This window comes from Micromonospora sp. LH3U1, assembly GCF_028475105.1.
GTDB lineage: Bacteria > Actinomycetota > Actinomycetes > Mycobacteriales > Micromonosporaceae > Micromonospora.
Map to the genome: position 1 here is coordinate 2,085,781 of NZ_CP116936.1, position 22,862 is coordinate 2,108,642.

16 protein-coding genes are annotated in these 22,862 nt (G+C 68.5%); 10 read left to right on the forward strand and 6 right to left on the reverse strand.

Going from position 1 to position 22,862, the window contains the following annotated elements; all coding sequences use genetic code 11:
* Positions 1–81 precede the first annotated feature (81 nt).
* The 3 genes from PCA76_RS09590 to PCA76_RS09600 form a co-directional block, all read right to left on the reverse strand.
* Positions 82–1,896 carry a glycoside hydrolase family 15 protein gene (locus PCA76_RS09590; protein WP_272616701.1) on the reverse strand — a complete coding sequence of 605 codons (1,815 nt, stop codon included), beginning with the start codon at positions 1,894–1,896 and terminating at the stop codon, positions 82–84.
* 70 nt (positions 1,897–1,966) lie between these two features.
* Positions 1,967–2,443 carry a hypothetical protein gene (locus PCA76_RS09595; RefSeq protein ID WP_272616702.1) on the reverse strand — a complete coding sequence of 159 codons (477 nt, stop codon included), beginning with the start codon at positions 2,441–2,443 and terminating at the stop codon, positions 1,967–1,969.
* A gap of 1 nt (position 2,444) precedes the next feature.
* On the reverse strand, positions 2,445–2,615 hold the full coding sequence (locus PCA76_RS09600; protein WP_272616704.1) for a hypothetical protein: 171 nt from the start codon (positions 2,613–2,615) through the stop codon (positions 2,445–2,447).
* A gap of 440 nt (positions 2,616–3,055) precedes the next feature.
* Here PCA76_RS09600 and PCA76_RS09605 point away from each other — a divergent pair, with 440 nt between their 5' ends.
* The 3 genes from PCA76_RS09605 (at position 3,056) to PCA76_RS09615 (ending at position 4,228) form a co-directional block, all read left to right on the forward strand.
* Positions 3,056–3,415: a hypothetical protein gene (locus PCA76_RS09605; protein ID WP_272616706.1), complete on the forward strand. Its 360-nt coding sequence runs from the start codon at positions 3,056–3,058 to the stop codon at positions 3,413–3,415.
* A gap of 87 nt (positions 3,416–3,502) precedes the next feature.
* Positions 3,503–3,649, forward strand: coding sequence for a hypothetical protein (locus PCA76_RS09610; protein ID WP_272616708.1), 147 nt, complete (start codon positions 3,503–3,505; stop codon positions 3,647–3,649).
* Between the two features lie 144 nt (positions 3,650–3,793).
* Positions 3,794–4,228: a VOC family protein gene (locus PCA76_RS09615; RefSeq protein WP_272616709.1), complete on the forward strand. Its 435-nt coding sequence runs from the start codon at positions 3,794–3,796 to the stop codon at positions 4,226–4,228.
* A 54-nt stretch (positions 4,229–4,282) separates the two neighbouring features.
* Here PCA76_RS09615 and PCA76_RS09620 read toward each other — a convergent pair whose 3' ends face one another.
* The 3 genes from PCA76_RS09620 to PCA76_RS09630 form a co-directional block, all read right to left on the reverse strand.
* Positions 4,283–5,737 carry an alkaline phosphatase PhoX gene (locus PCA76_RS09620; RefSeq protein ID WP_272616711.1) on the reverse strand — a complete coding sequence of 485 codons (1,455 nt, stop codon included), beginning with the start codon at positions 5,735–5,737 and terminating at the stop codon, positions 4,283–4,285.
* Positions 5,738–5,909: 172 nt separating this feature from the next.
* The gene (locus PCA76_RS09625) at positions 5,910–9,026 is read right to left on the reverse strand and encodes a hypothetical protein (protein WP_272616713.1); all 3,117 of its coding nucleotides are present in this window, start codon (positions 9,024–9,026) and stop codon (positions 5,910–5,912) included.
* Positions 9,027–9,082: 56 nt separating this feature from the next.
* Positions 9,083–10,126, reverse strand: coding sequence for a LacI family DNA-binding transcriptional regulator (locus PCA76_RS09630; protein WP_272616715.1), 1,044 nt, complete (start codon positions 10,124–10,126; stop codon positions 9,083–9,085).
* A gap of 195 nt (positions 10,127–10,321) precedes the next feature.
* Here PCA76_RS09630 and PCA76_RS09635 point away from each other — a divergent pair, with 195 nt between their 5' ends.
* The 7 genes from PCA76_RS09635 to PCA76_RS09665 all read left to right on the forward strand — a co-directional run bounded on the left by PCA76_RS09635 (position 10,322) and on the right by PCA76_RS09665 (position 22,835).
* Positions 10,322–12,247 carry a glycoside hydrolase family 127 protein gene (locus tag PCA76_RS09635; protein WP_272616717.1) on the forward strand — a complete coding sequence of 642 codons (1,926 nt, stop codon included), beginning with the start codon at positions 10,322–10,324 and terminating at the stop codon, positions 12,245–12,247.
* Positions 12,248–12,268: 21 nt separating this feature from the next.
* Entirely contained in the window at positions 12,269–13,564 is a 1,296-nt protein-coding gene (locus tag PCA76_RS09640; protein ID WP_272616719.1) for an ABC transporter substrate-binding protein, read from the forward strand.
* A gap of 6 nt (positions 13,565–13,570) precedes the next feature.
* Positions 13,571–14,575, forward strand: coding sequence for a carbohydrate ABC transporter permease (locus PCA76_RS09645; protein WP_272616721.1), 1,005 nt, complete (start codon positions 13,571–13,573; stop codon positions 14,573–14,575).
* Between the two features lie 14 nt (positions 14,576–14,589).
* On the forward strand, positions 14,590–15,399 hold the full coding sequence (locus tag PCA76_RS09650) for a carbohydrate ABC transporter permease (RefSeq protein ID WP_272616723.1): 810 nt from the start codon (positions 14,590–14,592) through the stop codon (positions 15,397–15,399).
* An 87-nt stretch (positions 15,400–15,486) separates the two neighbouring features.
* On the forward strand, positions 15,487–17,973 hold the full coding sequence (locus PCA76_RS09655; RefSeq protein ID WP_272616725.1) for a glycoside hydrolase family 127 protein: 2,487 nt from the start codon (positions 15,487–15,489) through the stop codon (positions 17,971–17,973).
* Positions 17,974–18,022: 49 nt separating this feature from the next.
* Positions 18,023–19,486 carry a family 43 glycosylhydrolase gene (locus tag PCA76_RS09660; protein ID WP_272616727.1) on the forward strand — a complete coding sequence of 488 codons (1,464 nt, stop codon included), beginning with the start codon at positions 18,023–18,025 and terminating at the stop codon, positions 19,484–19,486.
* Between the two features lie 40 nt (positions 19,487–19,526).
* A complete protein-coding gene (locus PCA76_RS09665; RefSeq protein ID WP_272616729.1) occupies positions 19,527–22,835 on the forward strand; it encodes a galactose-binding domain-containing protein in 3,309 nt (1,102 codons plus the stop codon).
* Positions 22,836–22,862 lie beyond the last annotated feature (27 nt).

The following is a 22,862-nucleotide window of genomic DNA, read 5'->3' on the forward strand; positions in this document are numbered from 1 at the left end:
TCCTGCTCCCAACGGCCTGTTGAGAATACGCACGATCACCAGCGCCGGGCCGCGTTGGTCGGCGGCCAGGCGGATACCGGATCAGTGGTCGGGGGAGTCTCGGATGGCGAGTGCGGCTTGGATGAGCGCGGCGTGGGTCAGCGTCTGCGGGTAGTTGCCGAGGTGGCCCCCCGTCGCGGGGTCCACCTCTTCGGCGTAGAGGCCGAGTGGGCTGGCGTAGTCGAGCATGGCCTGGAACAGTTCGACGGCCTCGATGCGGCGCCCGGTGCGTGCGAGGCCCTGAACGAGCCAGAATGAGCAGGGCAGGAACGCGCCTTCGGTGCCGGGTAGGCCGTCTCGTCCCGGCGGGTAGCGGTAGAGGAGCGGACCACCGGCGGAGAGCCTGTCCCGAATGGCGTCGATGGTGCCGCGTACCCGGGGCGACCCGATGTTGTCCATGCCGAGCAGCGGCAGGACGAGCAGGGCCGCGTCGAGATCCTGGGAGCCGTAGCTACGGACGTAGCTGGCCGCCGTCGGGTCGAAGCCGTGAGTCCGAACCTCGGCGGCGATGGCGTCACGGGATTTCTGCCAGCGTCGGCGCTGGCGGTCCCGCAGGGGGTGAGTGTCGGCGATGGCCAGGGCACGGTCCAGGGCGAGCCAGCCCATGAGCTTGGAATGGACGTGTTGGGCGGGTTCGCGGACCTCCCAGATACCGGCGTCGGGCTCCTGCCAACAGCCGGCGACCACGTCGGCGAAACCGCGCACCGACCGCCACGTCTCGGCGTAAAGGCGGTGTCCGGCCTGAGCGAACGCCCAGGCGGCGTCGATCACCCAGCCGTAGCCGTCGAGCTGGTGTTGGCTGGCGGCGCCGTTGCCGATCCGTACCGGCAGGCTGTCGAGATAGCCGGGCCAGTTGGTTAGTTCCCGCTCCGCTGGTACGCGGCGGCCGTGCAGGGTGAGCAGTGCCGGTAGGCGTGGCCGCTGCAGCCGGCTGGCGTGCAACAGCCACGCGAGGAACCCGCGGGCCTCGTCTGTCTTGCCGAGGCTGAGGAAGGCGCTGACGCCGATGCTGGCGTCGCGGGGCCAGACATAGCGGTAGTCCCAGTTTCGTACCCCGCCGAGATCCTCGGGCAATGACGTGGTGGGTGCGGCAACCGGGGCTCGCGAGGGCGAGTACGTCAGCAGACGCAAGGTGAGCAGGCTTCGTACGACGTGTTCGCGGAAAGGCAGCGTCTCGTCGATTTCCGCGGCCCAGGCCCGCCATCGGGCTTCGTCCTCGCTGAGCAGTTCCCAGACGGCTCCCGGCTCGACGTGGATGAGCGGTTCGCGGTGGGCCACGGCCAGTACGAGGGTGACGGGACGGCCTGGTATGACCGTGATCGAGGTGGGCCGACCCGGTTCGATGCTGAGTTCGGGCGTGCTGCCCAGCGAAACCGCGAGCGGCCCCCACTCACACACGAGGGCCTGGCGCCGGTGGTGGACTCGGGGCCTGCGGTGCCGTGCGCCGAGGCGGGGGTCGAACTCCACGACGACGTCGACCGCTGCTTGCTCGGCCGACAGACGCCGCACGATCAGTGTCGTGGGCAGCAGGCGGCCGCTGACCTCGGCCACCATGGCCTCGGTGAGGCTGAGCCGGCCGCTGCCCACCGCCCAGGTGGTCTCCAGGGTGGCGGTGTGCTGCCGGTAACGTCGCTCGACGACCACTGCTGGCCGGGAGGGTCCAACCCGGAACGTTCCCGCCTGCGGGCCTCCGACCAGCCGGCCGAACAGGGGCTCGCCGTCGAAGCGGGGCACGCAGAGCCAGTCCATCCCGCCGTCACTCGCGACCAGGGCAGCGGTGCGTGTGTCACCCAGCAGGCCGTAGTCGCTGATCGGCGCCGAGGGCCGGGGAGACGTCGTGTCGGGCGCACCGGTCATGGAGATCGCTTCCCAACGAGTCGCACTGGTGAACACAGCCCATCAGGCGGGGATACCAGTGAGGTGCGGGTCACTTGGCTTGGAGGAGCAGTCCGAGACAGACCCCGTAGATGACGTGGACGACAGCCGTGACCACGGGGGTCTGGATGCCGTAGTTGAGGGCGAACAGGCCGGGCGGCTCCAACACGGCCGTGCTGGCCGGCCCCGCCCGCTGCGAGGCCATGCGCGGGTGGACACCTGGAAGCAGCGGCAGAATCACCGTCAGCGCAATCCCGACGTGCAGCATCCCGAACAACCCTCCGATCCACCAGGTGGCGCGGTGCAACAGGGCGAACGCGGCCGCGTAACCGAGGGCGAAACCCTGACCGACGCAGAGGTGAAGGAGGAACCCGACGACTCGGGCCCGATCCGGGTCCTCGGTGACGAGGGTCCCGAGCACCAGGGGAAGGTCGAGCCGAGTGAGGCCGGCCAGTTGAGCGGTTATCATCGCCGCGGTGAGCGCCGCGGTGGCGACCAACCCGAACAACGCCCATCCGGCCCAGTCCATCTCAGCAGTGGTTGACGTCGCGGGCGTTTGCAGTCGGTACGGCGGCGCAGGTGCCGCGGACGCCAGCCCTCCCGACGTCGGCCTCGGTCAGCCGCGCACGTAGGCGGGTGTGAACAGCCGAACAGCCGCTGCCGGCCGTCGACACCGGGCGCGCCGAGGTGCTCTCGGTCATCGGTCCACCCTCCAGCTGGACAACGTGAAGACCCTACGGGCCTGGGCCGGACACCCGTCCCACACAACACGCGACGAGAGTGCCGCCCGGTTTATCACCATAAGCCACCGGCCCTGTCCCCCTGGCCTGCTCACCGAGACGCCCGTCAAAAGGCAGGCGACGCTCGCTCATGTCGAGGACAGTCCGCCCGGGTTCTGTCGGCGAGAGCCGGTTCGCCGCTCTTCGAGGGCTGGTTCGCGACCCGGTGCGTTCCTGGGCTCCATCAGCACGCCGAGCAACCCGTGGCCGTACTGCTCGGTTGCGGTGGCAGGAACCGAGCAATCTGGTATCCCTATGGCAGCATCGGGGTCGTCTGACACGCCCTACCGACGAAGTGATGGTGTTCGGCGGATCTGGCGCCGCGTGCTGGGCCAGACCCTTTGCGCAAAGAAGGAGGACGCATGGCACGGGGGCGAGTCCTGGTGATCGGTCTCGATCCCGTCAGAATCCCTGGCTGGGATCCTGAGCCGGTCGTAGCGGCGATCGCGCGTGGTCAGGCTCGGTTTGACGATCATCACATAGAGGCCGACATGTGCTTGGTGGTACCCGACGACAACGCCGAGGAAGCGATCGTCGAGGCGCTGACCAGGCAGGACTACGCCTGCGTGGTGGTGGGGGGCGGTATCCGCAAGCATGAGCCGTTGCTCGAGTTCTTCGAGAAGGTGGTCAACCTTGTTCGGCAGCATGCTCCCGGGGCGGCCATCGCATTCAATAGCAGCCCCGAGGACACTGCCGAAGCCGCACTGCGGTGGCTGCAGTAGGCCAGGTGGACAGCCCGCGCAACGAGCGCGGCAGCATCCCGGCGGATACAGTCAACCGCCATCAATCCCCTGATCGAGGAGCCCCCCGTGTCGGTCCAGGCATTTCTCTACGTCATCGCCGTCATCCTGATCGTGCTCGCCGCCCTGCCACTGCCGACCCGGGGTGTCTCGTTCGCGCTTCTGGGTGCCGCCTGCGCCCTGCTCGCCTATGCCTGGCCGGTGATCACCGACTGACTTGTCGGTGGTGAGTCGTCGTCAGTGCCGTCGGTGGCCGGCAGCCAGAGCACAAAGGCGCTGCCGGCGCCCGGCCGCGTAGTCAGCGCTCAACGGCGCAGAACGGGACTCACCCGCACCCACGACGACCTCTATGGTGGACCGATGGCGTCGGTCAAGCAGGTCCAAGTCACTTTCGACTGCGCAGAACCTGAGCGCGTCGCTCGCTTCTGGTGCGAGGTGTTGGGTTATGTCGTACCGCCGCCACCGAGCGGTTTTGCTACCTGGGACGATTTTGATCGCGCCCTGCCGCCTGAGCAACAGGGCGCGGCGTTCGCCTGCATCGATCCCACCGGTGTGGGTCCGCGGCTGTTCTTCCAGCGGGTTCCCGAAGGCAAGGTCGTCAAGAATCGGCTGCATCTTGACGTGCGGGTCGGCACTGGGCTCGTGGGCGACGAGCGCCTGGCCGTGCTTGAGGCCGAATGCGCACGACTGGTCCCGCTCGGCGCGGCACGCGTGCGACTACTGCTTGCCGATGACGACAACGAGTCGTGCCTCGTGATGCAGGACATCGAGGGCAACGAGTTCTGTCTCGACTGAGGAGGGTGGGGGGCAGGCGGATTGCCTACCCCCACCGGTCGATCTGGTTCTGTGTCAGCCGAGGTGCTTCTCCCACGGGCCGGTGATGGCCAGGGTGAGGCCGGGGTCCTGCATGTTGACGAAGAGCACCGTGCCGTCGGCGCTGAAGGTCGGCCCGCAGAACTCCGAGTCGTTGAGCTGGTTGCGGGCGATCGCGTACGTTGGGCCGCCCGGCACCGTGCTGAGCACGTGGGAGGCGCCCGCGCCGTCCTCGGCGAGCACGAGGCTTCCCCACGGGGTGACGGTCACGTTGTCCGGGCCGTCGAAGGTGAGGTCGTTGTACTTGACCGGCGTCCCCTCCTCGGCGGCGGCCTGGTGCGGGAAGTAGGTCACCAGCTGGATGGTCTGGGCCTCGTAGTTGTAGAACCAGACCATGCCGTCGTGCGGGGCCGCGTCCGTCGGCAGGTCACCCTCGTCCCAGGCGTAGGAGTTGACGACGTACACGCCGTCGTCGGTGCCCCACACGCCCTCGAACTTGCGTCCGCGGGTGACCTGGCCGTCGGTGAACTGCTCGCGCACGGACCTGGTCCGCGCGTCGCGGTCAGGCACCTCGATCCACCGTACGGGGAAGGGGCGGCCCAGCTGGGCCGAGGTCAGGTAGGCGACGTCCGGCAGCACCGAGCCGTCTTCCATGATGATCTGCATCGCGGCGAGGACACCGGCGTTCGGTGCGAGGTGGGTGAGCACCCCGGGACCCAGCTTGACGCCGCGCGGCGCCGTCCAGCGGTAGAAGAGGCCGTTGGGCTCGTCGGCGTCCTCGGAGAGGTAGACCCTGGTGCGGTCCTTGTCGACCGCCAGAGCTTCGTGGGAATAGCGGCCCAGGCACTTGATCGGCCTCGGGTCGGCGCTGCCGTCGGCCCACACCTCGAAGACGTAGCCGTGGTCCTTCTGGTAGACGCCGGAGCGGCCGTCCTCTTCCCAGGTGTCGCCGGCCCGGTCCTCGGTCTCCTCGCAGGTGAGCCAGGTCCCCCAGGGGGTCGGCCCGCCGGCGCAGTTGGAGATGGTGCCGGAGAGGGCGACGAACTCACCCAGGTTCCGGCCCGCACGGTCCGTCTTGATCACGGTGCAACCGCCGGCGTCGACGGCGCCCGCGTCGTAGACCGTTCCCTTGACGTGCGGTACGCCGAACTCGGCTCCCGGGTCGATCTCGTGGTTCTGGATCAGGGTGTAACGGCCGTGGCCGGCGTCGTAGACGGCCATGCCGTCGTGGTCCGACGGGGTCGTGCCCTGGCCGCGGTCGAGCCGGGTGACGCCGGTCCGGGTAACCACGGTGTAGCTGAAGCCCTTGGGCAGGGCCAGGATCCCAGCGGGGTCGTCAACGAGCGGCGGGAAGGGCACGGGGCCGGCCTTGACCGGCGGGTGCGGCCGGCCCGGGCTGGCCTGGGCCAGGGACGGCAGGCCGCCGGCGACGGCAAGGCCCACGCCGGCGGCGGCGCCACCAGCGAGGAAGGTACGACGAGAGGAAGGCACGGGGATCAGCTCCTGGTCAGGACAAGTGCGACGTTTGACAGCCAACTCCTGCGGACAGTCACCGACACGTCACCTGTGAGATCGAGCGGTGACATCGAAGTGAAGAATCAGGGCCATTCACGCATTGCCACGAATGCGGTGCCGGCGCCCGGAGGCACCGGCACCGCGGGTGTCAGTTGGCGTGGGTGAGGCGCGTGGTGATGCGCAGCCCGGTGATGGTGTCGTTCATCCAGGGCACCCGCTCGCGGTGGAGCCCTGCGGTCATCTGGTCCGCCCAGACCTCGTACCGCTGGAGCAGCGCGGCGGCGCGGGACCGCGCACTGGTGACCAGGCAGTCCCCGAGGGGGTCACCGGGCAGGTTCGACGAGTCGACCGCGGGCTCGCAGGGCAGCTTGAGGCTGACCTGGTCGCGCAGTGGACGGCTGGGGTCGGGTGAGCACGGCGCGCTCTCGCAGAGCGCGTAGTTTCCGCCCGCCTTCGCGTAGGCGTTGCCCACCTTGGCATCCGTCGGCATGTTCACCGGAATCTGGTACTGCCCGAACAGGTTCGCGGACAACACATCGTCCGAGTCCAGTGCGTTGGGCAGGCCCAGCCGGGTGTACGCCTGGAGCAGTCGCGCCGACGTGTTCATCTTCTTGAGCGCGCTGGGCACCGGCCCGCTGACCTGGGTGCTGACGTCCCGAACCCGGTCGTACATGGACTTCTGCCGGGTCTGGAGGAAACCGCGCAGGGTGGGCGTCAGTGAGGCGTCCAGCGCCGTGTTGTCCACGGCCGTCGCGGCGATCGCGAAGGTGGATCGTCCGGACGGCCACTTCTGGGTCAGGCCCTGCTCGGGCGTGGTCTCGCTGTCGCAGTTGAACTGCTCGCAGTCGATCTGGTAGACCTGCTCGGTGGGCCAGGTGTAGTCGGCGGTCCGCGAGTTCTGCCACGCTGCGGTGGAGTTCAGCCGGAACCGGCTGTGGATCTGGAGCCGCAGCTTGCCGTAGTAGCGGATCACCCCGGTGTCATAGCCGGTCGTGCGGGTGTGGACCCAACTCGGCGTGTAGCAGTAGCCGACCTCGGGCAACTCCCGTACGCCCGCCGGTGGCTCGCCAGCACGCGGTGTGTACGCGTACTGGAGTGCCCGCACCACGTTCGACATCAGGTCGTAGCGAACGTTGCTGGGCCGGTCGATCTGCCTGGTGCCGCTACAGGAGACCACCGTCGCCTCGTCGGCCTTCGCGGGCGCTGCGGCGAGCGGCTTGTCCGTGTCCCAGAACAGGTCGTAGGTCTTGGGCGTCTTCACCTGTACGCCGTTGGCGTCCGGCTCCCAGCGGACCTGGACCTCGTTGGTCCGGAAGGCGGCCAGCGCGCTCGACAACTCGTTGGTTGCCGCGACGTACTCGTTGAGCAGCCCCGTGATCAGGCTGTTGGCGTTGCCGTCGACCGGCTGACCGAAGCTGGCCGCGAGGTCGGCGATGCGCGTGCCCTCGGCCTCGATCTGCGCCGGGCGGCCGACGCTGACCTGGGCGGCGTAGGTCGGGTTCTGCAGCATCAGCATGGAGTACGCCTGCGCGCCGAGGTTCCACACCGTCGGGTTGCCGACCGGCGTCGCCGGTTCGACCATCGAAGGGTCGCGTCCGCTGGCGAGGCGGGCCAGGTAGTTGATCGACCGGGCTTCGCCGAAGCTGTTGAGCACGGTGGTCGGGTCGAGCGCCGGGTTGTCCGCGTCGGTCTTGGGCACCACGAAAGCGGCGCCGCTGGCCAACTGCGTGGAGGTCAGGTGAAACTCGTTCTCCGGACCCACGAACTCGCTGTACGTCGGGATCGGCTGGCCGAAGTTCTCCTGGTAGCCGATGTACTGGTTGATGTCGGCGCGGGCGTCGTGCAGGGTGGCGTCGCCGATCGCGGCCAGCACGGTGGCGGCGATGTCCTCCAGGCGCAGGCCGAGCTGAGCGACCTGCTGCTGGACGAGGGTGATCTGCGCCGTGTTGCCGGCGATGGCCGCGTTCAGCTTGTCGAACTGGGCCATCATGTTCGCGTACACCGTGTTGATCTGAGCCTCGACCCGCGCGAAGCTGGCGCGCATCTCGTTGCCGAGGGCGCGCACTTCGTCGCGCAGCGCCTTGACCTGGGCAAGGATCTGCTGGTCCAGCGACGGGGCGCTGCTGCCGAAGAGCCCGACGATCGACATCACCGCACCGAAGACGTTGCCGGTCATCGCCAACGTCGCGGTGCTGAAGATCGAGCCCGCCAGGCCCCGGCCCGTGATCGCCGCCGCGTACTTGGAGATCGCGCTGATCGTGGTGAGGACCGCCTCGCCGATCACCTTGGACTTCTTGCCGGCGTCGGGGTCGGCGAACCCGATGATGGTGGAGACCATGCCCACCCCGGCTTTGATGTCGGAGATCGTCTGCTGCCGCCCCTTGTCGCGATCCTCGGCGGCCTTCTTGGCCGCCGCGGTGCACTCGGCGCTCGGTGGGCCCTCGGGTGGACACTTGCGGTTGTTGTCGCCGATTTCGAGACGGATCTCCACGCTCAGGCCGAGCAACTGCGCGTGCAGAGACCCGAGCTGCTGCTTGGCCGCCGCGACGTACGCAACCGGGTCGCCCTGGAGCGCGAGGATCGCGTCGAGGTCCACGAGCGACAGCCCGGGGTCGCCCTTGAGTTCGTCGTAGGTGCTGGTCACGTCGACGCCGAACGGCGCGCCGAGCACGGCGTTCCAGGCGGTGGCGATCGGTGCGCTGGCTGCCCCGGCCTGGCGGACCGCGGACCACACCCCGGTGAGCGCGTCGTCGCGGCCGCGCAGCCACTGGGCGGTGCGCAGCGCGCCGGACGCGAGCTCTTCGCGGGTGTCCCATGGCTCGACCGCCTTGCCGATCACGGCGCCGATCAGGCCGTTGATCTCCGGCGAGGTCCGGGTGTCGCCGCCGGGCGCGCCGATGAGGACGTCGACGGATTTGAGCACCAGGTCCTGCTCGGGCACCAGCAGGTCGAACGCGGTCAACGAGCTGTCGAGCAGTTGCTTGCGCGCCGTGAGCTGGGTCTGTGCCTGTTCGGCCGTGGCGTTCGGGTGCAGCCGGTGCCACTGGACGAACTCGGCCGACAGCACTGCGGTCTTGATCCGATCGGCACCCCGGATGTGGATCTCGGTTACCTGGCCGAAGGCCCGTTCGGTGAGCGTCGCCTGGGGGATGGAAACGGGACTGGCCGCCGCGGGTGCGGCGACGAGTGCGCTTGCCGCCGTGACCGCGATCATCGCCACGACAGCAGCCCCGCACCTCGTACGCGAGGGTCGTTTTGGTGTCATGGCGCGAACGTATTCAGCAACCTGAAGCGGGGCTGAAACGGTGCTGATTTGCCAGCTCAGGAGGCCGCGCGCTCCTGACTCGCCGGCACCGGGCCGGTGGATTCGCGGATGACCATGCGGCACGGTTGGCGCAGCACACCGGAGGGGCGTTCGCCGCCGAGTGCCGCGAACAGGTGCGCCACGGCGGTGGCGCCGAGTTGTTGCAGGTTGAGGTCGACCGTGGTGAGCGGGATCCGGCAGTCGGCGGCGAAGTCCTCCCAGTTGTCGTAGCCGACGACGGCCACGTCGTCGGGGATGCGACGCCCGTGCTCGAGCAGCGTCTCGACCGCCCCGGTCGCGATCTGGTCGTTGCCGCAGAAGATCGCGTCGACGTCCGGGTCGGCGGCGAGCAGCATCCGGGTGGCCTGACGACCCCAGCGCTGGGACCACTCGCCGTGGCGGGGGCCGCCGCCGATGAGGGGAAGCCCTGATTCGTCCAGCACCCGGCGCAGGCCGGTCACCCGGTCGCGGGCGGCCCGGTAGCTCTCCGGACCGGTGATGTGCCCGATCCGACGCCGGTTGAGTGAGACCAGGTGCTCGGCGGCGAGTCGGGCGCCGCCCTCGTCGTCGGCGATGAGCGAGAGGTCGTCGGGGTCGGTGGACTCGGCGTAGACGTAGACCACCGGGACGGGAATGTCCCGGGTTATCGAGGGCCGGAAGTCGTTGCTGTCGCCCAGGATGATGAACCCGTCGACCTGCCGGGCCAGCAGCGTACGGATGTAGTGCTGGCGGCGGATCGCGTCGCCCCGGGCGTCGCAGAGCAGTACCGACATCTGTTCGTTGCCGAGTGCGTTCTCCACCCCCAGGAGGATCGGGATGGAGAACCGGCCGCCGAGTTCGTCGGTGAGCAGCCCGATGGTGCGGGTGCTGCCGGAGATCAGCCCGCGTGCGAGCACATTGGGTTGGAACGACAGCTCGGTTGCGGCACGCAGCACCCGTTCCCGGGTGGCGGGTGCGACCTCGCCACGTTGGTTGAGCGCCTTCGACGCGGTGGCCACCGAGACGCCCGCCCGGCTGGCCACGTCGCTGAGGGTCACTGACTCTGATCGTCGCCTGCCCACGAAAGCCTTTCGAAACCTATTGAGATCCGGACGCCTGCAACGGGCAGTCTAACGGCTCGCCGGAACGCCGTCATGGGTGGCGGATGTCGTCGATATGTAACGACTTTGGCATCTTGCCGAAAACCTTTTCGTAGACCAGGGTGAGTGCACACAGGAGTGCTTCCGCCCACGTCGACTCACCGGCGAAGGAGCTACATGTCAGTCACGTCTGCCGCCGCTGACCCCACGGGTGGCCGTCCCGTGATCCCGTCGCGAGGATCGCTGCGCCCGCTCGGTCTGGGCGAGGCGCGGATCATCGGTGGGTCCTGGGCCCTCCGGCAGCAGGTGAACGGCGGCACAACGCTCGACCACGGCAGATCGTGGATGGACAAGCTCGGCTGGACCGGAAACTTCACCACCGCCAAGGACGGCCGGGGGTCGCAGGAGCGACGCGGCCGCGAATTCTCCGACTCCGAGGTCTACAAGCTCATCGAGGCGATGTCCTGGGAGGTCGGCCGGGGCGCAGACCGGTCCCGCGACCGTGAGGTGGTCGAGCTCACCGCGATGCTCGCCGCGGCCCAGGCATCGGACGGCTACCTCAACACCGCCTTCGGCCAGCCCGGCCAACGCCCCCGCTACAGCGACCTGGGCTCGGGGCACGAGTTGTACTGCACCGGGCATCTGGTGCAGGCCGCCGTCGCGCGGACCCGCACCACCGGACCGGATGATCTGCTCGGGATCGCCCGCCGCGCAGCCGACCAGGTCTGCGACACCTTCGGGTCGGACGGTGTGTGGGGGCTCTGCGGGCACCCACAGATCGAGCCGGCCCTGGTCGAGTTGGCGCGGCTCACCGGTGAACAGCGCTACCTCGACCAGGCCGCGTTGTTTCTGCAGCGGCGGGGTCACCGCAGCCTGCCCATGCAGCAGTTCGGCTGGTCCTATTCCAGCGACGACATCCCGGTGCGGGAGGCCGAGGTGCTTCGTGGGCACGCGGTCCGCTCCCTCTACCTGACGAGCGGCGCGGTGGACGTGGCCGTCGAGACCGGCGACCGGGAACTGCTCGACGCGGTGATCCGGCAGTTCGACCGAACCGTCTCTCGGCGTACGTACCTGACCGGTGGGATGGGGTCACGGCACGCGGACGAGGCGTTTGGCGACGACTTCGTCCTGCCCGCCGACCGGGCCTACTCGGAGACCTGTGCCGGCGTGGCCGCCGTCATGGTCGCCTGGCGCCTGCTGCTCGCCACCGGTGCGCCGCGCTACGGCGACCTGATCGAACGGATCCTCTACAACGTGCTCGCCACCGCGATCAGCGACGACGGCACCTCCTTCTTCTACGCCCACACCCTGCACCAGCGAACACCGACCCGGAACCTTCCGCCGGACCAGGAGCAGCTCGACTTCGCGGGCGGTCCGCGCGCGCCCTGGTTCGAGGTGTCCTGCTGCCTGGGCAACCTGGGCCGCATCCTCGCCACGTTGGCGACCTATCTGGCCAGCGCCGACGAGCGCGGGCTGCAACTGCACCAGTACGCCGACGCCGACGTGCGTACCTGCCTGGCCGACGGTCGTCGGATCGGCATCCGGATGCAGACCCGGTATCCCGACGACGGCATCGTCTCCGTGCGTGTCACCGAAACCGACGGCGGCCCGTTCGCCATCACGATGCGGGTGCCGCGCTGGGCCGACGGCGCGGTGCTCGTCGACGGCGATCAGCGTCGTCCGGCCGCTCCGGGCACCGTCGAGGTGACCCGGGTGTTCGAGGTCGGCGACGAGTTCCGGCTGGAGTTGCCAATGCGTCCGAGATGGACGTTTCCCGATCCCCGTATCGACGGGGTACGCGGCTGTGTGGCGGTGGAACGCGGACCGGTGGTGCTCTGCGCCGAGTCCGTCGATCAGGACCAGGCCGATCTGGACCTGCTCCGCGTCGACACCTCGACCGAGCCGCAGGAGGTGGCCGACGGCGCTGTCGTCGCCGGCTACACCGAGCCGCCCGTTTCGGACACCTGGCCCTACGCATCCGATCGTCCGGTGTCAGGCGCAGCCGACCCCGGGTCGGTGCGCCTGGTGCCTTACCACCGCTGGGCCCGCCGGGGTTCGTCCACCATGCGGGTCTGGCTGCCGAGGGACAACCACACCACCTGACTGTCAGCCAAGGAGAATCCTGTGCAGCGAAGAATTGGAGTCCGGACGGCACGTGTCGTCACCGCGGCGTTCCTGGTCGTCGCGATGGCCGCCTGCAACAGCGGCGGTGATGACCAGGACCCGGCTGCGGGCGGCCCGGCGGGGGTGGACGACGGCAGCACACTCACGCTCTGGACCCGCGCGGCCACCGAGTCGGTGTCGAAGGCCTACGCCGAGGCGTACAACAAGACGCATCAGAACAAGATCGAGGTGACGGCGTACCCGGGGGAGGAGTACCCGGCGAAGCTGGCCTCGGCGGCCGGCGCGCGGGCGTTGCCCGACCTGTTCGCCGCCGACGTGGTCTTCTCCGCCCAGTACGCCTCGCAGGGGCTGTGGCAGGACGTCACCGACCGGTTCGCCGCCTCCGGTTTCAAGGGCAAGGTGGCACCGGCGCACGTCGACGCCGCGACCTGGAAGGGAAAGAACTACGCGGTGCCGCACACCATCGACATGTCGGTGCTGCTCTACAACAAGGATCTCTACCAGCGGGCCGGCCTCGATCCGGAGCGCGGCCCGACCACCCTCGCCGAGTACGCCGAACACGCCAGGAAGATCGACAAGCTGGGAGGTGACATCAACGGCACCTACTTCGGCGGCAACTGCGGTGGGTGCGTCGAGTTCACCTTCTGGCCGTCGGTCTGGGCCGCGGGTGGCGAGGTGATCGACGCCGAGGGCCGCAACGCGAAGGTCGACTCCAAGGAGATGGCGGACGTCTTCGCCCTCTACCGCAAGCTGTACGACGAGGGGGTGGCCGCGCCGGCGTCCAAGGACGAGGCCGGCCCCACCTGGCTCGGCGCACTACAGAACGGGAAGGTCGGTATCGCCCCCGGCCCGTCGGTCTGGCTCGGCCTGATCGAGTCCGCCGGGGTCAAGATGGGGGTCGCGCCGATCAGTGGTATCGCCGGCGGTGAGTCGACGTTCGTCGGCGGTGACGCCATCGGCATCAGCGCCAGCAGCAAGAAGGCCGCCCAAGCCTGGCACTTCCTCCAGTGGACGATGTCCGACGAGGCGCAGGTCGAGGTGATCGCGAAGAACAAGGGCGTGCCGACCCGTACCGATCTCGCGGCCAACAAGTACTCCTCGGCCGATCCCCGGATCGTGATGATCAACAACCTGATGGCCAAGGGCAAGACACCGTACGCGCAGAACTTCAACGCGTCCTTCAACGATCCGCAGAGCCCCTGGCTGGCAACCGTCCGCGGGGCGCTGTTCGGTTCGGCCGCGAGTGCCCTGACCGAGGGGAACTCGGCGATCACCAAGTCCCTTCAGCAGAGCTGACCACCGGTGGCCCGGCCGACGCCCCGCGACGACCGGGCCACCACCCGACCGGAGGAACAGATGGCCACGACGGTGATCAACCGGCCGGACGTCGGCACCGGCGCACCGGGCTCCACGTCCCGACCGCCCAGTCGGCGACGCAGGCGGCGACTGGCGCTCGTCGGTGCCCTCTACGCCGCCCCCAACGCGCTGATGGTCAGCCTGTTCTTCGTCGTGCCGTTGGTGCTGGTGATCTGGATGTCGCTGCACCGGTGGCCGTTGCTCGGGGCGCCGTCGCTGAACGCCCCGGAGAACTTCACCGACATCGCCGACAACGACCTGATCCGCGACGCCATCTGGTTCACCGTCAGGTACACGGTCTGCATGACGGTGCTGCTGTTCGCCGTCGCACTCGGGCTGGCGCTGCTCGTGCAGCACCGCCGGCCCGGGGTCGGCTTCTTCCGTACCGCGTTCTTCATGCCGATGGCAGTCGGTTTCGCCAGCGCCTCGCTGCTCTTCCTCGGGCTGCTCAGCGACGAGATCGGTCCGGTCAACACCATCCTGTCCCGGCTCGGGTTGATCGACGGCTACGTCTCCTGGACCAGCGGCAGTGCCGGCTCGGCCCTGGGCTCGGCCATCGTGCTCGTGCTGTGGCGGTTCGCCGGGTTCAACATGCTCATCCTGTTGACCGGGTTGCAGGCGATCCCGAACGAGGTGTACGAGGCGGCCAGGATCGACGGGGCGAATCGGTGGCAGACCTTCCACCGGATCACCCTGCCGCTCATGCGACCCACCATCGCCCTGGTGCTCACCATGATGACGACGGGATCGCTGCTCGCCTTCGACCAGTTCTGGATCCTCACCCGGGGCGGCCCGGACAACAGCACCACCTCGCTGGTGATGGTGATCTACCGCGAGGCGTTCATCCGGTTCGACCTCGGGTCGGCGGCGGGGATCTCGGTGGCGCTGCTCGCGGTGCTCGTCGTCTTCAACGTCATCCAGCTCGGCGTCCTGCGCCGCCGGTCCCAATGAGCGAGAGGCCAGCGATGATCGGCTCAAGCACCACCTCGCGGTGGGGTTACTACGTCACCGGCACGGCGCTGGCCATCCTGTTCCTGTTTCCGCTGCTGTGGAGCGGGTGGGCCTCTCTGCGCACCGACAGCGGCTTCAGCCTCGAGAACTACGACCGGCTCTTCACCTCGGACAACGGCATCCGCCCGCAGCACGTGTTCAACAGCGTGGCGGTGAGCGCGCTGACGGTCGCCGGCACCCTCCTCGTCGCCACGCTGGGCGGGTACGCCTTCGGGCGGTTCCGGTTTCCCGGGCGGGACGTGCTCTTCCTGCTGACGCTGGGGATCCTGATGGTGCCGTACGCGACGATTCTGATCGCGCTCTACGTGCTGCTCGGTTGGATCGGTCTGGAGGACTCGCTGGTCGGGCTGAGTCTGGTGCTGATCATGTTCCAGCTTCCGTTCTCCATCTTCATGATGCGCAACTCCTTCGAGGCGGTGCCGAACGAGCTGGCCGAGTCGGCTGCGATCGACGGCTGCAACAGCTTCCAGGCGCTGATCCGAATCATGCTGCCGGCGGTCCGACCGGGTCTGATCACCGTTGGTCTCTTCGCCTTCCTCACCTCCTGGAGCGAGTTCTTCGCCCCGCTCATCCTGCTCAACTCCACCGACCGGTTCACCACCATGCTTGCGGTGGTCAACATGCGTACGGCCAGTCACGGCTCCATCGACTACGCGGCGTTGGAGGCCGGCGTGGTCGTGATGGCGGTGCCGTGCCTGCTGCTCTTCGGCTTCATGCAGCGCAGTTACGTCCGGGGCTTCGTCTCCGGCGCACTCAAGGGCTGATCAGGCACCCGCTCCCACTCGGAAGGGGCGGACCCTACCTCAGTAAATCGATCATTCTCGATCTTTGCCCACGAGAAGGTGACGCGAATGCCCACACCCCCCGTCTCCCGTCGCAGCCTGCTCCAGAGCGGAGCCGCCATCGCCGCCGGTCTCGCCACGGCCGGCGCACTCCCCGCGCGGCCCGCCGCCGCCGACCGCGCCGACACCGGCGTCTCCGCGTACGCGTTCCCACTGTCGGCGGTACGGCTGCTCAGCGGCCCGTTCCAGGCCAACACCGCCCGCACCCACACCTACCTGAAGTTCCTCAACGCCGACCGGCTGCTGCACATGTTCCGCCTCACTGTCGGGCTGCCCTCGTCGGCCACCCCGTGCGGCGGCTGGGAGTCACCCACCACGGAGCTGCGCGGGCACTCGATCGGTCACGTGCTCACGGCGCTCGCCCAGGCGTACGCGAGCACCGGCGACACCGCGTTCAAGACCAAGGGCGACTACCTGGTCGCCGAGCTGGCCACCTGTCAGGACCGGGCGTCGTCCGCCGGATTCAATCCCGGCTACCTGTCGGCGTACCCGGAGAGCTTCATCGACCGGGTCGAGGCCCGCCAGCAGGTCTGGGCTCCGTACTACACGCTGCACAAGATCGTGGCGGGGCTGCTCGACATGTACCAGCTCGCTGGCAACGCGCAGGCGCTCCAGGTGCTGCTGCGCAAGGCGGCCTGGGTGAACCTGCGCAACGGCCGACTCAGCTACGCGACACGGCAGAACATGCTCGACACCGAGTTCGGTGGCATCGGCGAGACCATGACCAACCTCTACCAGGTGACAAACGATCCGAGCCACCTGACCGCCGCGCAGTACTTCGACCACGCCGAGGTGCTCGACCCCTTGGCCGCCAACACCGACGCGCTCAACAACTACCACGCCAACACCCAGATCCCGAAGGTCATTGCGGCCATCCGCGAGTACCACGCCACCGGCACCACCCGGTACCGCGACATCGCTGTCAACTTCTGGAACATGGTGGTCAACCGGCACAGCTACGCCATCGGCGGCAACTCCAACGGCGAGTACTTCAAGCTGCCCAACCGGATCGCCAGCGAACTGTCCGACAGCACCTGCGAATGCTGCAACTCCTACAACATGCTGAAACTGACCCGACAGCTCTTCTTCACCAGCCCCGGCCGGGCCGACTACTTCGACTTCTACGAGAAGGCCCTGTTCAACCACCTGCTGGGTGCGCAGAACCCAAACTCGGCGAACGGCCACCACAGCTACTACACGCCGTTGCGCGCCGGCGGCATCAAGACGTACAGCAACGACTACAACGACTTCACCTGTTGCCACGGCACCGGCATGGAGACCAACACCAAACACGGCAACAGCATCTTCTTCCATTCCGGCATGACGCTCTACGTCAACCTGTTCATCGCCGCCGAGCTGACCTGGCCGGGGCGCGGCATCACCGTCCGGCAGGACACCACGTTCCCGCAGGCCGCGTCGACCCGACTGACCGTCACCGGCTCGGGCGTCATCGACCTGCGGATCCGGATCCCGTCCTGGGCCACCGGAGCGCAGTTGCGGATCAACGGCGCCGCCTCCGGTGTCACGGCCACCCCGGGCAGCTACGCCCAGATCAGCCGGACCTGGGCCTCCGGCGACGTCGTCGACCTCACCCTGCCGATGGCCCTGACCCGGGAACCAACGCCGGACAACGCCAGCGTGCAGGCGGTCCGGTACGGGCCGATCGTGCTCGCCGGGCAGTACGGCACCACCAACCTCAGCAGCCTGCCCACGCTCAACCCGGCCAGCCTCACCGCGACCGGCACACCGTTGCAGTACACCGCGACCGCGAGCGCCGGCGCGGTGACCCTGCTGCCCTTCTACCAGACCCACGGCCAGCGCTACACCGTCTACTGGAGCGTGCTCGACGTACCACCGCCGGTGCCATTCGTCGCCCACTACCTGTTCAACGAGACGTCCGGCGCCAGCGCCGCCGATGCCACCGGCAACGGCCGTACCGCCACCCTGGCCGGCGGTGCGAACTGGACCACCGGCCGTACCGGCAACGCGGTCAACCTCAACGGCACCGGCGCGTACGTCGCGGTGCCGGCCGGCATCCTGGCCGGAGCGACCGCGTTCACCCTGACGACCTGGGTACGGCTGGACGCCGCGGCGAACTGGGCGCGGCTGTTCGACTTCGGCACCGGGACCGGGGCGTACCTCTTCCTGACCCCGCGCAGCGGCTCCGGCACCGCCCGGTACGCCATCACCAGCGGCGGCGCCGGTGCGGAGCAACGCATCGACGCCCCGGCGGCGCTGCCGGTCGGCGCCTGGACCCACCTGGCGGTCACCCAGACCGGCAACCTCGGCGTGCTCTACGTCAACGGGGTCGAGGTGGCCCGCAACGCCGCCCTGACCCTGCGCCCGGCCGGCCTCGGCAGCACCGGCCAGAACTGGATCGGCCGCTCCCAGTACGGCGGGGACCCCTACCTGGACGCCGCGGTGGACAGCTTTCGGATCTACAGCCGTGCCCTGACCGCCGGTGAGGTGGCGAACCTGCACACGACCGGCCAGTAACCCGGTCCCGCCCCCATCCCTCTCACCCACCACCCCACCCGGAGGAGCCATGTCCAGAAGACGCTGGTTTGCCGCCATCGCCGCGGCGACCGTCGCCACCGTGCTGACCGGGGTCGCGCTGACCCCGGTCGCCCACGCCGCCAACCCGATCATCACCAACATCTACACCGCCGACCCGGCCCCGCTCGTCGTCGGCAACACCATGTACATCTACGCCGGTCGGGACGAGGCGGCGGCCGGCAACAACAACTTCGTCATGCGCGAGTGGCGGGTGCTCTCCTCGACCAACGCCGCCACCTGGACCGACAACGGCGCGCGGGCGAACATCGGCACCTTCGCGTGGGCGGGCGCGGACGCCTGGGCCGGCGAGGTCGAGCCGCGCAACGGCAGGTACTACTGGTACACCTCGATCAACGGCAACGGGCCCGGCTGGATGGACATCGGAGTCGCGGTCGGCGACAGCCCGCTCGGCCCGTTCACCGACGCCAAGGGTGGGCCGCTGATCAGCGACAGCACCGCCAACTCCTCCGGGCTCAACATCGACCCGACGGTCTTCGTCGACGACGACGGCCAGGCGTACATCTACTGGGGCGGTTACTGGGGTGTGCGAGCGGCCCGGCTCACGTCGAACATGATCGAGCTAGATGGCCCGGTGGTCACCCCGAGCGGCCTCACCAACTACTGGGAGGCGCCGTGGATGTTCAAGCGCAACGGCCTCTACTACATGATGTACGCGGCCAACGACACCGGCGGCTGCGTCACCTCGTCGAGCTACGCCTGCCAGCGCTACGCCACCGCGACCAACCCGATGGGTCCGTGGACGCACCGGGGCGTCGTGCTCGGGCAGGTGTCCTCGACCACCAACCACGCCGGCATCGTCCAGTTCAACGGTGAGTGGTACATCGTCTACCACAACGCCAACGCCCCCGGTGGCGGCAACTTCCGCCGCTCTGTCGCGGTGGACCGGCTGTTCTTCAACGCCGACGGCACCATCCAGCAGGTCACCCAGACCACCACCGGTCCGCCCCCGAACCCCGGCGGTGGCGGTCCGACCACGCCGCCACCCGGCCAGCCGCCGACCGGCACGAACCTGGCGTCGTCCGCGACCCGCTCCACGTCGTACGTGTCGACCTGGGAGAACCTCGCCGCGATCAACAACGGCGGAGTGCCGGCCAACTCGCAGGACCGAAGCAACCTGGCGTACGGCAACTGGCCCGAGCAGGGCACCCAGTGGATCGAGTACCAGTGGCCGTCGGCCCGGACGGTGAACCGGACCGCCGCCTACTGGTTCGACGACAACCAGGGCATCGACGTGCCCGCCTCCTGCCAGGTGCAGTACTGGAACGGCAGCGCCTACGTCAACGCGCCGAACCAGTCCGGCTGCGGGGTCGCCGGCAACGCGTACAACGTCACGACGTTCACCTCGGTCAGTACGACCCGGCTGCGACTGACCTTCACGTCGAGGACTGGATTCTCCACCGGCGTCCTGGAGTGGATGGCCTTCCAGGCCTAGCCGGCCGCCCCCGTCCCCACCGTCCCCTGGAGGTGTCGAAGTGTCACCCGTCCCCACGCGCCGCCGCAGACCGCTGGCGTTCGCCGTCACCACCGTCCTCGCCGCCACGCTGCTCTCCGTACCCGCGACCCCGGCGGTCGCCGCGCAGACCATCGGCTATCCCACCTTCTCCGGCCCGGCGGTCCCCGCGCCGCCGGTCGGCTACAGCACCGGCAACACCATGCAGTCCATCTACAACGCCGAGGCCGGCGGCACCGACTTCTGGATGGACCGGCTGCTCGCCCGCCCCGGCAACGACCCGGCGGGCACCTGGCTGATGACCCGGGGTCGCGGGCTGTTCATGACCACGCACACCCCGTCGGTGATCGGCTTCGGCGGTCAGGTCGCCTACTGGGACAACATCAGCAGTCAGAACGCCTACTCGGTGGCCATCACGCCGGGCACCTTCGCCGAGCAGGTGAGCGGCCGGTGGCAGTCGCCCAGCCACTGGAGGGGAGTCTTCACCAGCGGGTCCATCCGGGTGGAGATGTCGAAGTTCATCACCCACAACAACGTCGCGGTGACCAACCTGACGCTCGTCAACAACGGCTCGGCCAGCTCGACCCTGCAACTGCGGGCCACCTCGCCGTACGCCACCGCCGGCAGCGGTGGCGAGTTGACCGGCAGCCGGCAGGTGAAGAACAAGCTCACCACGATCTACCCCCGGCTGGCCGGGGACGGGTTCACCGTCAGCAGCGGTGGGCTGAACCGGTCGGTGACCCTCGCCGCCGGGCAGAGCCTCACCACCAAGGTGGTGATGGGCTTCGTGACGAACGAGATCCCCGAGTCGCTGACCGAGTACAACACCTACCGGGGATACGCCCCGTCGACCGCGTTCGCCACGCACGTCCGCGACTACAACCGGTGGTGGGCGGAGAACATCCCCTACATCGACGTGCCCGATCCGGCGATCAAGAAGAACATCTACTACCGCTGGTGGCTGATGCGGTACAACTACCTCGACGTCGACATCCCCGGGCAGGACTACCAGTTCCCGGTGTCGATCGAGGGGGTCACCGGCTACAACAACGCGATCGCGCTGACCCAGCCGATGCACATCGACGACCTGAAGTATCTGCGGAACCCGATCTACTCGTACGGGCCGTGGTTGTCGGTCGGGCAGTCGTCGCGTAACGGCCGGTTCATGGACAACCCCGGCGACCCGGAGAACTGGTCCAACAGCTACACCCAGTACATCGCCGAGGCGGCGTGGCGGTCGTACCAGATCCACGGTGGGCAGCCGGCCATCGCCGGCAACCTGGCCCGCTATGCCGAGGGTGACGTCAAGGGGCAGTTGGCGACCTACGACACCAACAACAACGGCCTGATCGAGTACGACTGGGGCGCGATGACCGGCAACGACGCCGACGCGGTGTCGTTCCACTGGCGTGCCGGCAACCTCGACCGGGCTGAGTCGGCGTACGTCTACAGCGGTGCGATGGCGGCAGTGCAGGCGTACACGCTGCTGGGTAACACGACGAAGGCGAACGAGATGCAGGCCCTCGCCGACCGGGTCCGAAACGGCGTGATCAACGTGCTCTGGAATCCGAACCGGCAGCTGCTGGAGCACAAACATGTCTCCACCAACACCCACGTCCCGTGGAAGGAGATCAACAACTACTACCCGTACTCCGTGGGTCTGATGCCGAACACCGCCCAGTACCGGGAGGCGCTGCGGCTCTACGACGACCCGGCCGAGTATCCGATCTTCCCGTTCTTCACCGCGAACCAGCGGGACAAGGCCGCGGCGGCTGCCGCCGGGCAGCCCGGCAGCAACAACTTCTCGACCATCAACTCCACCGTGCAGTTCCGGCTCTACTCCTCGGTGCTGCGCAACTATCCCAACCAGTGGATGTCGGCGGAGGACTACAAGAAGCTGCTCTACTGGAACACCTGGGCCCAGTACGTCGGGGGCAACACCCAGTGGCCGGACGCCAACGAGTTCTGGGCCGACTGGAACTCCGGCAGCCGCACCATCGACTACCGGTCCTGGATCCACCACAACATCCTGGGCAGCAGCAACTGGACGGTGATCGAGGACGTCGCCGGCCTGCGCCCGCGTACCGATGCCCAGATCGAGTTGTCCCCGATCAACATCGGCTGGACCCACTTCGCGGTCAACAACCTGCGCTACCGCAACACCGACCTCAGTGTCGTCTGGGATGACCCGGCCGACGGGGTGACCCGTTACGCCGGCGTCCCGCAGGGCTACTCGGTCTACCTCAACGGCATCCGGGCCTTCACCGTCGACCGGCTGACCCGGGTGCTCTACAACCCGGCGACCGGCGCGGTCACGTTCCCGAGCGGTGCGGGCACGGTCACCTACAGCGCCGCGGTGTCCGGCCTGCAACTGCCGCAGCAGGTGAACCAGAACAGCGCCCGCATGGTGGACATGTTCGCCAAGGCTGGCGCCGATCTCACCGCGACCATCCCCAACCTGGCCCAGGGCGCGACCGGGACCGCCTCGTACACCGCCTCCGGCACCTCCACCGGCGCGGCGCTGGATGGATTCCCGATCAACGAGCCCCTCTGGGGCAGCTACGGCTCACCGAACAGCTCCGACTGGTACGAGATCAACTTCGGCCAGTCGCGGGCGGTCGACGAAGCGCGGATCTACTTCCGCAACGACCGTGCCACCAACCGGTACCGAGCACCCGCGTCCTACACCGTGCAGTACTGGAACGGCACGGCCTGGGTGAACGCCGCCGCCCAGGCCAGGACTCCCAGCGTCGCCCAGGCCAACTACAACCGGGTCCAGTTCACCGCGGTCAACACCCAACGGCTGCGGGTGCAGTTCACCCACGCCGCCGGGTACAGGACCGGCCTGACCGAGATCAAGGTCTACAACCGGGGCGGCACCAACCCCAATCCTGATCCCGATCCGGGCGGCAACCTGGCCGGTGCCGCCGTGCCGACCGCCTCGTACACCTCTGGCTGGGAGAGTGTCGCGGCAATCAACGACGGCGCTGAGCCACCGTCGTCGAACGACACCGTCAACCCCCGGTGGGGCACCTGGCCCAACACCGGTGAACAGTGGGCGCTGTTGACCTGGCCGTCGGCGCAGACCATCACGTCGGCGCAGGTCTACTTCTTCGACGACAACGGCGGGGTACGCCTGCCCGCCTCCTGGAAACTGCAGTACTGGACCGGCAGCGTCTACGCCGACGTACCCGGCACCAGCGGCTACCCGACCACGATCAACCAGTACAACCAGGTCACCTTTCCGAGCCTGAGCACGACGCGTTTGCGGGTGGTGCTCCAGAGCGGCGCGGGGTCGGTCGGACTGCTGGAGGTGAAGGCATTCGACTGAACTGACGGCACCCCGACGCGGGTGGCC